10 protein-coding genes and 1 pseudogene are annotated in these 12094 nt (G+C 67.5%); 8 read left to right on the forward strand and 3 right to left on the reverse strand.

Translation table 11 applies throughout. The features are described from left to right. Nucleotides 1-35 precede the first annotated feature (35 nt). From ACKY0W_RS20000 to ACKY0W_RS20015, 4 genes are read left to right on the forward strand one after another with little or no spacing between them, the layout of a single operon-like run. Nucleotides 36-1310 (forward strand): PPE family protein, SVP subgroup, encoded by a 1275-nt coding sequence (locus ACKY0W_RS20000; RefSeq protein WP_409435501.1) that lies wholly within the window; start codon nucleotides 36-38, stop codon nucleotides 1308-1310. Then, nucleotides 1307-2518, forward strand: coding sequence for a PPE family protein, SVP subgroup (locus ACKY0W_RS20005; RefSeq protein WP_409435502.1), 1212 nt, complete (start codon nucleotides 1307-1309; stop codon nucleotides 2516-2518). Before ACKY0W_RS20000 ends, ACKY0W_RS20005 begins: the two co-directional genes overlap by 4 nt. 27 nt (nucleotides 2519-2545) lie before the next feature. Continuing rightward, nucleotides 2546-3310, forward strand: coding sequence for a response regulator transcription factor (locus ACKY0W_RS20010; RefSeq protein ID WP_409435503.1), 765 nt, complete (start codon nucleotides 2546-2548; stop codon nucleotides 3308-3310). After that, nucleotides 3307-4830: a sensor histidine kinase gene (locus ACKY0W_RS20015; protein ID WP_409435504.1), complete on the forward strand. Its 1524-nt coding sequence runs from the start codon at nucleotides 3307-3309 to the stop codon at nucleotides 4828-4830. Before ACKY0W_RS20010 ends, ACKY0W_RS20015 begins: the two co-directional genes overlap by 4 nt. Here the strand turns inward: ACKY0W_RS20015 and ACKY0W_RS20020 are convergent. After that, nucleotides 4810-6114, reverse strand: coding sequence for a TQXA domain-containing protein (locus ACKY0W_RS20020; protein ID WP_409435505.1), 1305 nt, complete (start codon nucleotides 6112-6114; stop codon nucleotides 4810-4812). The two genes, ACKY0W_RS20015 and ACKY0W_RS20020, sit on opposite strands and share 21 nt — an antisense overlap. Nucleotides 6115-6402: 288 nt before the next feature. Here ACKY0W_RS20020 and ACKY0W_RS20025 point away from each other — a divergent pair, with 288 nt between their 5' ends. The 4 genes from ACKY0W_RS20025 to epsC are packed head-to-tail and all read left to right on the forward strand — an operon-like array spanning nucleotide 6403 to nucleotide 10531. Continuing rightward, nucleotides 6403-7326 carry a family 2A encapsulin nanocompartment shell protein gene (locus ACKY0W_RS20025; protein WP_220694953.1) on the forward strand — a complete coding sequence of 308 codons (924 nt, stop codon included), beginning with the start codon at nucleotides 6403-6405 and terminating at the stop codon, nucleotides 7324-7326. Further along, nucleotides 7313-8965, forward strand: coding sequence for a family 2A encapsulin nanocompartment cargo protein cysteine desulfurase (locus tag ACKY0W_RS20030; protein ID WP_409435506.1), 1653 nt, complete (start codon nucleotides 7313-7315; stop codon nucleotides 8963-8965). The genes ACKY0W_RS20025 and ACKY0W_RS20030 overlap by 14 nt, the downstream gene beginning before the upstream one ends. 34 nt (nucleotides 8966-8999) lie before the next feature. Beyond that, the gene (cysK, locus tag ACKY0W_RS20035) at nucleotides 9000-9935 is read left to right on the forward strand and encodes a cysteine synthase A (RefSeq protein ID WP_409435507.1); all 936 of its coding nucleotides are present in this window, start codon (nucleotides 9000-9002) and stop codon (nucleotides 9933-9935) included. 8 nt (nucleotides 9936-9943) lie between these two features. After that, nucleotides 9944-10531 carry a serine O-acetyltransferase EpsC gene (epsC, locus tag ACKY0W_RS20040; protein WP_046300258.1) on the forward strand — a complete coding sequence of 196 codons (588 nt, stop codon included), beginning with the start codon at nucleotides 9944-9946 and terminating at the stop codon, nucleotides 10529-10531. A gap of 8 nt (nucleotides 10532-10539) precedes the next feature. On the opposite strand, the pseudogene ACKY0W_RS20045 reads toward epsC, so the two are convergent. Further along, nucleotides 10540-11301: pseudogene (locus ACKY0W_RS20045) on the reverse strand (class I SAM-dependent methyltransferase); the annotation flags it as partial. Between the two features lie 119 nt (nucleotides 11302-11420). Then, nucleotides 11421-11963, reverse strand: a complete 543-nt coding sequence (locus ACKY0W_RS20050; protein WP_409435508.1) for a TetR/AcrR family transcriptional regulator C-terminal domain-containing protein — start codon at nucleotides 11961-11963, stop codon at nucleotides 11421-11423. Between the last annotated feature and the right edge of the window lie 131 nt (nucleotides 11964-12094).

Below are 12094 nucleotides of genomic sequence, written 5' to 3' on the forward strand. Positions count from 1 at the left end.
AATAGCGTCAGATATCGGCAATCGAGGAGTAGCCGATGAATTTTGCAGCGCTGCCACCTGAAGTCAACTCCGGGCTGATGTACACCGGAGCCGGCTCAGGGCCCATCCGCGCCGCCGCAACAGCCTGGAAAACCATGGCCGCCGAACTCGAATCAGCCGCCAACAACTACCGAACCGTCATCGCCGGACTCACCGACCAAACCTGGCAAGGACCCTCCGCAGCAGCCATGGTCGCCGCCGCAACCCCCTACGCCACCTGGATGAGCACCACCGCCACCAAAGCCGGCCACGCCGGCACCCAAGCCGCCGCCGCCGCGGTCGCCTACGAAACCGCCTACGCCATGACCGTGCCCCCCGCCGTCATCGCCGCCAACCGCGCCCAACTGGCCGCCCTGGTCGCCACCAACTTCCTCGGCCACAACACCCCCGCCATCGCCGCCACCGAAGCCCACTACAGCCAAATGTGGGCCCAAGACGCCACCGCCATGTACGACTACGCCACCAACGCCGCAGCAGCCACCCAACTGCCCACCTTCACCGCACCCGCCGAGGACACTTCGGGCGGCTCGTACGACGGCGCCGGCGAGGAAGGCTTGTTGCTGAACATCCTGGTCGCGCTGTTGGAGGTGGACAGCATCGCGCCCTTCGAAGGCGGCGGGGCGGGACTGGAATTCGGCGGTCTGGCAATCGAAACAGCCAGCCTGGCGCCGTTCGCGGGCCTGGGTTTCACCGGCGATTTCGGCGCCGCCGGCGGCCTGGGCCTGCTCGGCGAAGCGGTGCCCATCGGTGGCGCCCTGGGTATTGGCCCGGTCGCCATGGGATCGGCGCCCTCCGCCGGCCTGGCCAGTGCCGGCCGCGCCACAATGCCCTGGGCAGGTGTGGGCAAAGCGTTACCGCTGGGCGGGTTGTCGGTGCCGCGAGCCTGGGCAGCGACGGCACCCACTGCACTGCGCGAAATCACCTTGCTCTCAGCACAATCCAGCGCTGTTTCAGCAGCGGCGACTGCGGCCCGAACCGATCTCCCCTTCGCCGAGATGGCTCTGGCCGGCGCGGCCGGGCGGGCGCTGGCCGGCACCGCCGGCGCCGAACGTCGTTCCCCCTCGACTACCGCGTCGGTGACTACGCCGAAACAGGCGGACCCGGAACCAGTCCCGGAGCCGGATGACACCGTGACGGGCGTGGAGGTCCTGGCCGAACTGCGCGGGCTTGCCGAACTGCGCGACGCGGGCGTTCTCAGCGACGAGGAATTCCACCGGCAACGCGAACGCGTCATCGACACGTTCGTCGACGGGGCGGCGGGCGGCCGATGAATTTTGCAGCGCTGCCACCTGAAGTCAACTCCGGGCTGATGTACACCGGAGCCGGCTCAGGGCCCATCCGCGCCGCCGCAACAGCCTGGAAAACCATGGCCGCCGAACTCGAATCAGCCGCCAACAACTACCGAACCGTCATCGCCGGACTCACCGACCAAACCTGGCAAGGACCCTCCGCAGCAGCCATGGTCGCCGCCGCAACCCCCTACGCCACCTGGATGAGCACCACCGCCACCAAAGCCGGCCACGCCGGCACCCAAGCCGCCGCCGCCGCGGTCGCCTACGAAACCGCCTACGCCATGACCGTGCCCCCCGCCGTCATCGCCGCCAACCGCGCCCAACTGGCCGCCCTGGTCGCCACCAACTTCCTCGGCCACAACACCCCCGCCATCGCCGCCACCGAAGCCCACTACAGCCAAATGTGGGCCCAAGACGCCACTGCCATGTACGACTACGCCACCAACGCCGCAGCAGCCACCCAACTGCCCACCTTCACCCCACCCGCACCCAATACCGCAGCCGACACCAGCGACGGCTCGGTGTCGCCGGGCCTGCTGTTCGACATGATCAGCGCGGTTTTCGAGGTCGGCAGCGTCGGGCCGTTCGGGGCGATCGGCCTGGGCGGAGCGTTCGGAGGCTTGGCGATGACGCTGGGAGAACTCGCCCTTCCCGAAGGAGCCGAACTGGGAGCGCTGGGTCTGATCGGTGAAACCGCGCCCGCCCTAGGAGGTTTGGTTCCCACCGCGAACCTGGCCGGGACTGGTACGGCGTGGGCCAGTACCGGCAAGGCGATGCCGCTGGGCGGAATGTCGGTGCCGCGAGCCTGGGCGGCGGCCGTTCCCTCGGTATTGCGCGAAGCCAGCCTGGTATCGGCACAAGCCGGTACCGCCTCCGCGGCAGCGGGGCCGATGGCAACCGCCGCCAAGCTCCCGTACTCGCAGATGGCCCTGGCCGGCGCGGCCGGGGGCGCGATGGCCGGCACCGAACGCCGTTCCCCGCAGGCCACGGGGCCCAACGTCACCGCAGCGCGCAAGCGGGCCACCGATCCCGAAGATCCGGACACCTCGGTCAAGCTCGGCAAAGCCGACAAGTCGAAAGCCATCGGTGTCGTCGCCGAACTGCGCGCGCTGGTCGAATTGCGGGACTCGGGCGTTCTGTCGCCGGAGAAATTCGCCCAGCGAAAGCAACGTCTGCTCGGCGAATGACCCCGACTCGGTGGAAAATGGCGACCGATGGTGGGTAACACGGACGGTCAGCCTCCGCGCAAGGCGATCCTCGGGCAGCTTCCGCGGATCTATCGTCACGACGGATCACCGATTCGGGTACTGCTGGTTGACGACGAGCCGGCGCTGACCAACCTGGTGACGATGGCCCTGCATTACGAGGGGTGGGTGGTCGACGTCGCCCATAACGGACGCGATGCCGTCGCCAAGTTCCACGGCGGTGCGCCCGATCTGCTGGTTCTGGACATCATGCTGCCCGATATCGACGGGCTGCGGATTCTGCAGCGGGTCCGCGAATCCGACCCCTACACGCCGACACTGTTTCTCACCGCCCGCGACTCGGTGACCGACCGAGTGACCGGACTGACCTCGGGCGCCGACGATTACATGACCAAGCCGTTCAGCCTGGAAGAGTTGGTGGCCCGCCTGCGCGGGTTGCTGCGCCGGTCCGGCCAGCAGACACCACCGGTGAACGAAGTCATCACCGTCGGCGATCTGACGTTGGACGGCGCAAGCCGTCAGGTCACCCGCGGCGGCACCGCGGTGGCGCTGACCACGACCGAGTTCGAACTGCTGCGTTTCCTGATGCGCAACCAGGGGCGGGCGTTGGGTCGTGCGGAGATCTTGGACCGGGTCTGGAACTACGACTTCGCCGGCCGCACCAGCATCGTCGACCTCTACATCTCCTACCTGCGTAAGAAGGTCGACGCCGACCGGGCGCCGATGATCCACACCGTGCGCGGTGTGGGGTACATGTGCAAGTCGCCGGAATGACCGCAGCCCCCAACCCACCCCGGTGGCGTCCGCGCGGCCTACGCCGTCAGTTGGTGTTGGGGGTGTCGGCCGTCGTCACGGTGGTGTTCGTGGCGGTGGGCGCGGTGTCGGTGTTGAGCCTGCGCACCTATGTCACCGCCACGATCGACGCCGACCTCTACGAGTCGCTCAACGCCTTCGGCCACTATTTCGCCGACTATCGCCACGTCGACAACGTGGTGGGACCCGACGGCCAGTCGAACATCGGCGCGGCCATGCTCAGTTTCAGCGATCAGACCCCGGGAAACGTCCTCGCGGTGCTACGCGACGGCGTGGTGATCGGGGCGGTGGTGTTCACCAAGCGCGATCCGTATCCGGCGCCCGCCGATGTGGTGGCCACCATCTCCGAGCGGCACTGGACCAGTGGTCCGCCGCAGACGGTGGAGCTAGGCAGTCTGGGCTCCTATCGGGTGAGCACCCGCGCGGTCGACGACGACGACCTGTTGTTCATCGGCGGCTCGATGCACCTGGCAAACCGTACCGTCGATCGCCGAATGGCCGCTGCCTCAGCGCTTTACACCTTGGCACTGTTGATCACCGCGGGGTTGACCATCACGGTGGTCAGCTACGCGTTGCGGCCGCTGCGCCGGGTCGCGGCGACTGCCGCCTCGGTTGCGGCGATGCCACTGGCCGAGGGTGACGAGCGCATCACCATCAGGGTGGCCGCCGGCGACGTCGACCCGAACAACGAGGTGGGAATCGTCGCCGGCGCCCTGAATCGCTTGCTGGACAACGTCGACAGCGCCCTGGCCTATCGCAGCGATGCCGACCGGCGAATGCGGCAGTTCATCACCGACGCCAGCCACGAACTGCGTACGCCACTCGCCGCGATCCAGGGTTACGCCGAACTGACTCGGCAGGACAGCGCGGCCCTGCCGCCGACCACCGAGTACGCCCTGGCCCGCATCGAGTCCGAGGCGCAGCGGATGGCCTCGCTGGTGGAGGAGCTGTTGTTGCTGTCGCGGCTCGGCGAAGGCCAGGACCTGCAGCTCGAAGATATCGACCTGGCCGATCTGGTGCTCGACGCGGTCAACGACGCGACCGCCGCCGCACCGAACCATCACTGGATCAAGGACCTGCCCGACACCCCGGTCTGGGTTCGCGGCGATCGCGCGCGGCTGCACCAAGTCGTCACCAACCTGTTGAAGAACGCCTGGGTGCACACACCGCCCGGGGTGACGGTCACCACGGCCATCACCGCGGACCACGGCGGAGTCGGTGGGCCTGCCGCGGAGTTGACGGTGGCCAACGACGGGCCCGGTATCGACGCCGACCTCCTGCCGCACCTTTTCGAGCGGTTCGTCCGGGCGGACAAGGCCCGCTCCGGCGAATTGGGCAGCACCGGGCTGGGGCTGGCGATCGTCTCCTCGATCGTCGACGCACACCGCGGCTCGGTGGGTGTGGAGTCGACCGAAGGCTGGACGGTGTTTCGGGTGCGACTGCCGCTGGTGGATCCGTCGCTAGGCGGATCGGGCCGCTGACCGCGGCCGTCGCGACCGGTGCGGCAAGGCCCGTTGAGACCAGGTCAGGTCGAAGTCGACGACCAGCGCGGCCGGAACCGCCAGCGCTACCGGGGTGAACATCTGCGAGTCCTGTTCTCCGGCAATGCCGGTGAGGACCCGGCCGCCGTAGCCGTCGTCGGTACCGGGAACCGTGACGCGTACCCGCGCCGACACCGCACCCGGGCGCGGGCGCAGGTAGAAAACGCTGCCCGGCTCCACCGGACCGGTCAACTCGTTGCCGTCGTCGTCCAGCAACACCGCACCCTCGGCGCTCAGGGCGGCAGAGTCGGCGACGGACAGGCGCAGCGGGCCCACCAGACCGTCGGCCACGGTGGCCGACGAGACGTTCAATCCGGGTGCGGTGGAGCGCGCCCGTGCCGCACCGGCCAGCAGATACCGGTAGAGGGCCACGATGCGGTCGGCGTTGCGATAGGTGCTGGTGCCGTTGAGCCAGAAGTCGACGTCGCCGAGCGTGGCCGACGGTCCGGTCCCAGCCACCGACAGGCGGTAGAACCGGTGACCCCCGACGGTGGCACCCACGCCGAGCGCCTTGCGATGAGCGCCGGCGGCCGGGGCGGCCAGCCGCGACGAGGGCACCTCCCGCCAGCTACGGCCGTCGTCGGACTTGTGCAGGGTCACCGTCACCGGCTCCGAGGCGACCAGTTCCAGGGTGTAGCCGCCCAACTCGAGGGCCTCTTCGAACTCGACGGTCACCCCGTCGGCGTCGCGCAACACCCGGACCGGCTCGGTGCGGGCACGCGTGTCCAGCTCCAAACCGTTGGCCAGCCGCCAGATCGCTGCCTGGGTGGCGGCTATCGCCTCGTGCTCGGTGATGTTGCCGCGGCCCAGCTGATGGCCGGCCTCCCGCAGCCGTCGACTCAACTCGACGGTGGTCAGCCGCGGAACCGAATTGCGCAGGATCCAATCGACCTGAACTTCGCGGGGGTCACGGGCGCCCTGTCCGGGACTGCGCAGGTTCGGAACCGCCGACCAGGTATCGATCCGGTAGGCCGACGGCCGGGTCGGGGCGATGCCGTGAAAGTCCAGCGAATATGCCGCGATGCCTGGGTTCAGGCGAATCAGATCGGTGCGCGCGCTCGTTCCGTCGGTGAACACGATCCGGTCGACGGTGTGCGAATACGTGCCGCCGTGATAGCGGGTCATTCGGTCGATATCGACGACCGGGCGGGGTTGCACCCTGCGGCGGACGGTCACCCCGGGCTCGGTGTCGAGAACGGGAAAAAGGGAGGTTGAAACGGTCATGCCGAGTCGACTTTCTGGTCTGAAGCGCGCACGGCAGCATCTCGCCGAGAAAAAGGGGCGGGCTGCGACGCTAAGGAATCAGGGCGTCAGAGAATCAACAACAACAACACGCGGCGAGGCGGCACAAAGCGTGCGGCTGTGGCAGCGTGATGTTCGACATACACATACCCTACGACATGTACCGCAGCGGCGCGAACTGCGAGGGATTCAATTCGCCCTGAGCGCAACTGGTGGGCAAACCCGGACCATGGTCCATGATTGGCGCCGTCACTCATCAGGAGGAAAGCAATGACGTCCGCTCAGAACGAATCTCAGGCGCTCGGGGACCTCGCCGCACGGCAACTCGCCAATGCGACCAAGACTGTCCCGCAACTGGCCACCATCACGCCGCGCTGGTTGCTGCACCTGTTGAACTGGGTCCCGGTCGAAGCCGGTATTTACCGGGTCAACCGGGTGGTCAACCCCGGCCAGGTCGCTATCGCAGCCGAGCAGGGCGCCGGTTCGACCGAACCGCTGCCGCAGACGTTCGTGGACTACGAGACCAGCCCGCGGGAGTACACCCTGCGTTCGATCTCCACGCTGCTTGATGTGCACACCCGGGTCTCCGACCTGTACTCCAGCCCCCACGACCAGGTCGCTCAGCAGCTGCGCCTCACCATCGAGACCATCAAGGAACGCCAGGAGTTCGAGCTGGTCAACAACCCGGAGTACGGCCTGTTGGCCCAGGTCACCCCGGAGCAGACCATCTCCACCCTGACCGGCCCGCCCACCCCCGACGACCTGGACTCGCTGATCACCAAGGTGTGGAAGACCCCCGGGTTCTTCCTGACCCACCCGCTCGGTGTGGCCGCCTTCGGCCGCGAAGCCACCCGCCGCGGAGTGCCGCCGGTGGTGGTGAACCTGTTCGGTGCCCAGTTCATCACCTGGCGCGGCATTCCGATCGTGCCCAGCGACAAGGTGCCGGTGGAGGACTCCAAGACCAAGATCCTGCTGGTGCGCACCGGCGAGGAGCGCCAGGGCGTCGTCGGGTTGTTCCAGCCCGGCCTGGTCGGCGAGCAGGCCCCGGGCCTGTCGGTCCGGTTCACCGGCATCAACCGGTCGGCGATCGCGTCCTACCTGGTCACGCTGTACAACTCGCTGGCCGTGCTCACCGACGATGCGCTCGCTGTGCTCGACGACGTCTCGGTGGACCGTTTCCATGAGTACAAGTGATCGCGGGCCGGTAAACCCACCGGTCAGCGCTGCTGAGCTGGAGGTACTGGCCAATCAGCTGTATGCCGCCCGGCCCGGACCGGACTCACCGCCGCAGACCACCGCGGTGGCACCGCGGGGCGGTGTTCCCGACCCGTCCGGGCTGCTGCCGCCCGGGTTAGCCGACCTGTCGGCGTTCGCGGTGCCGAGCGGCATCGTGCCGACCGTGCCCGGGGTGCTGGCCGGCTCCCCGGCCGGGGCTGTCCCGGTCGCGCCACGTGGATCGGCCCCCGGCTGGCCCGGGGGCGTGCCGACGATTCCGCAGCTGGACTGGCACGACACGCCCGCGCCGGCCGCCGGTGGCGACGAGGCGAACTACGCCTTTTTATCCCATCGGGTGCCGGCCGCCGAACCGGCTCCGACGGTGCCGGACTCGCGTGAGATCTTCGACGTCAACGCGGTGCGCGCCGACTTTCCGATCCTGCGCGAGACGGTCAACGGCAAGCCGTTGATCTGGTTCGACAACGCCGCCACCACACAGAAGCCGCAGGCCGTGATCGACCGGCTGTCGTACTTCTACGCCCACGAGAACTCCAACATCCACCGGGCCGCACACGAACTCGCGGCCCGCGCCACCGACGCCTACGAGGACGCCCGCGACACCGTGCGGCGATTCCTCGGGGCACCGCGCAGCGAGGACATCGTCTTTGTGCGCGGCACCACCGAGGCGATCAACCTGGTTGCTCATGCCTGGGGCGGCAAGAATCTGGGCCCCGGCGATGAGATCGTCATCACTCATCTGGAGCACCACGCGAATATCGTTCCGTGGCAATTGATTTCGAAGAAGACCGGGGCGATTCTGAAGGTGGCCCCGGTGGACGACGCGGGCAACCTGCTGCTGGGCGAATTCGAGGACCTGCTGGGTCCGCGGACCAAACTGGTTGCCGCCACGCATGTCTCCAACGCGCTGGGCACCGTCACCCCGGTGCACGACATCGTCGAGCTCGGACACCGCTACGGCGCGCGGGTGCTGATCGACGGGGCACAGTCGATCCCGCACATTCCCATCGATGTGCAATCACTGGGCGCGGACTTCTTCGCGTTCTCCGGACACAAGATCTTCGGTCCCACCGGTATCGGAGCGCTCTACGGCACCGCCGAGGCGCTGGCCGAGACGCCGCCGTGGCAGGGTGGAGGCAACATGATCGCCGACGTCACCCTGGAACGCTCTATCTATCAAGAACCGCCTAACAAGTTCGAGGCGGGCACTGGAAACATCGCCGACGCGGTCGGCCTGGGCGAAGCCCTGCGTTATGTGGAACGAGTGGGCATCGAACGCATCGCCACCTACGAGCACGCCCTGCTGGAGTACGCCACCCCACGCCTGGCCGATATCCCCGGGGTGCGGCTCGTCGGTACCGCCGACGAGAAGGCCAGCGTGTTGTCGTTCGTCCTGGCCGGCCACGACCCGGCGGACGTGGGCAAGGCGCTCAACTCCGAGGGCATCGCGGTGCGCGCAGGTCACCACTGCGCGCAGCCGATCCTGCGCCGCTACGGCCTGGAGGCCACCGTGCGACCGTCGTTCGCGTTCTACAACACTTTCGAAGAGATCGACGTCTTCATCAGGGCCGTACGGCGTATCGCCGAAGGGAGCGCCTAGCACCTATGGCGGCCTTGGTAGGAAAGGGCATTTGATGGGCAGGATCTACGACAACGTCACCGACCTGATCGGTCATACCCCGCTGGTGCGACTCAACCGGCTGACCGAGGGCCTGGGCGCCCAGGTGGCGGCCAAACTGGAGTTCTACAACCCCGCCAACAGCGTCAAGGACCGCATCGGCGTCGCGATCATCGACGCCGCCGAGCAATCCGGCCAGCTGCGCCCCGGGGGCACCATCGTCGAGGCCACCAGCGGCAACACCGGCATCGCCCTGGCGATGGTCGGCGCCGCCCGCGGCTACAAGGTGATCCTGACCATGCCGGACACCATGTCCACCGAGCGCCGGGTGATGCTGCGCGCCTACGGCGCCGAGATCGTGCTGACTCCCGGCTCGGAGGGCATGGCCGGTGCGGTGGCCAAGGCCAAGCAGATAGTCGCCGACACCCATAACGCCCTGTCCGCAGACCAATTCGCCAACCCGGCCAACCCGGCCATCCACGAACGGACGACCGGCGAAGAGATCTGGAAGGACACCGACGGCGCGGTCGACATCTTCGTCGCCGGCATCGGTACCGGTGGCACGCTGACCGGCGTCTCGCACACCCTGCGGGCCCACAAGCCCGAGGTCCAGATCGTCGGCGTGGAACCCAAGGACTCCGCGATCCTGCACGGCGCCGACCCCGGTCCGCACAAGATCCAGGGCCTGGGCGCCAACTTCGTCCCCGAGGTACTCGACCGCGACTGTTACGACGAGATCATCGACGCGCAATTCGACGACGCCATCCGGGTTGCTCGCGCGCTGGGCACCGAGGAAGGGATCCTCGGCGGAATCTCGGCCGGCGCCAACTTGTGGGCCGCCCTCGAGCTGGCCAAGCGCCCCGAGAACGCCGGGAAGCTGATCGTGGTGGTGGTCCCCGACTTCGGCGAGCGCTATATCTCCACGCCGCTGTTCGAGCACATTCGGGAATGATCACACCTATGAGTGGTGTGTTGGCGCGGCTGCGCGAGGACCTGCGCAACGCGCGCGAGCATGACCCGGCCGCGCGCGGGGACTTCGAGAACGCGCTGGTCTATTCGGGTCTGCATGCGATCTGGTCGTATCGAATCGCGCATCGGCTGTGGGCCAGGCCGGCACTGCGCGGGGTGGCCCGCCTGCTGGCTCAGGCCACCCGATTCGCCACCGGCATCGAGATTCACCCGGGCGCGACCATCGGGCGGCGGTTCTTCATCGACCACGGCATGGGCGTGGTGATCGGCGAGACCACCGAGATCGGCGATGACGTCATGGTCTATCACGGCGTCACCCTCGGCGGACGTTCGCTGAGTCACGGCAAGCGCCACCCGACCATCGGTAACGGTGTCACGGTGGGCGCCGGCGCGAAGGTCCTCGGTCCTATCACCGTCGGAGACGGCAGTGCGATCGGCGCCAATGCCGTTGTCACCCAGGATGTCCCGGAGGATTGCATCGCCACCGGAATCCCGGCTGCGGTGCGCCATCGCACCGAGAAACAGCGGGAGCCGCTGGTGGACCCGACCAGTTACATCGACCCGGCGATGTACATCTAAAGCCACGTTCAGGGCAGCGGTTCCGCGGCGATCACGTAGTCGTGACCGTGCCGCAGGCCACCTTCGCGCGCGAGGACGATCAGCGCTCGAAGCCGTAGCTCTTCGACATACTGGAGCATCGAGCTGCCGACTGCAGAGGAATTGAAGCGTTCAAGTCGCCTGCGGCACATATCAAGCTGGCCGTTGACATGACGGGACCCGTATCGGATCGGAAAACGTCGACTCTCCACGACCCGGAACTCGGCCCGTTCGAGCTGGCGCAGCATCCATTCGAGGGGGTACTCACGGTAGGGCCGCTCGCCGGCCAGCAACAGGCACGCGTCGCGGACCCGGCCGATTTCCCAAATGATGCGGCCGCTTTCGGTCTTGGGCTTGTACTGAACGTAGGGTTCCAGCCCGATGACATAGAGCCGGCCATTGTCGGCGACCAGGGGACGCAATCGTTCGAACGCCCGATCCTGCCAGTACGGGGCAAAACCCTCGATCGCGCCGACCAGATAGTCGACCAGCACGGTGTCGAAGGTTTCGCCGGCAAGCAGGCCGTCATCGATCCAGTTGCCGACCAACAGCTGGTCCTGTGACCGGATTCCGTCGCCCAGCGCGGCACGTGTCGCCTCGGCCATGCCAGGCGCCGCGGTGATCGCCGTCCACCGGTCGGTCGGCAGCGCCTGGATCCATTGCAGGGACTTCACTCCGGCGCCGGAATCCAGCATGGCGCCCCACTCTCGGTCGGCGTGCAGAGTCTCCACGTAGCGAAAGAGTGACGACACTTCGGGTTTGGGATTGGCGTACAAGGAAATCGCTCACTTCGCGTCGTGGTGTCGCCGCGCCTACAGCCGTGTGGACCAAGGCCGCGTTGCGCGGATCTCAGGGTAGCGCGATTTGACCCTTATTGACAATCATTATCATTAATAGCGTGAGCGCGCGTCTGGATCCCGGCCAGCAGAAGCTCCAGGGCGCCGGCGAACTCGTCGGCCGCCGTTGAACGCTGACTGACTTTGCTCAGCGCCGCGATGTGCCGATGCTCGTCGCCGGCGAGTTCACCGATCCGCCTGGCGATCTCACGTTGCTCTTGGTCGCGGCCGGCGCCGGATCCCGGGCCGGCGAGCTCGACTTGCGCGCTGCCCATCACCAGGCTCAGCACGGCCCGAAACGCGACAAGCAACCGATCCTCAGACAGGCCGCCACGCCCCAGCGCCTCGATCAGGTATTCGGCCGCCGAATAACTCGAGGGCGACATCGTGCGGCGGGTGAGGACCAGCGGTATCGCGTTGGGGTGACTGCGAACTGCCCGCCACAGCGCCGTCGCGATTGACCGCACGTCGTCGACCCAGTCATCGCTCGCCGCCGGAATCTCGACGCCGGCGATGACCGCCTCGGCAACCAGATCCTCCAGGCCTTCACGGTTGGACACGTAGTTGTAGAGCGTCATCGGGCCGGTGCCCAACGCTGCCGCCAGGGACCGCATGCTCAGACCGGGCAAGCCTTCGCCATCAACGATGCGCAGCGCGGCCGCCTGAACTTGAGCCAGCGTGAATCGGGCTCGCATCGCCACCTCCCCCT

The organism is Mycobacterium sp. SMC-14 (assembly GCF_046250075.1).
Lineage (GTDB): Bacteria > Actinomycetota > Actinomycetes > Mycobacteriales > Mycobacteriaceae > Mycobacterium.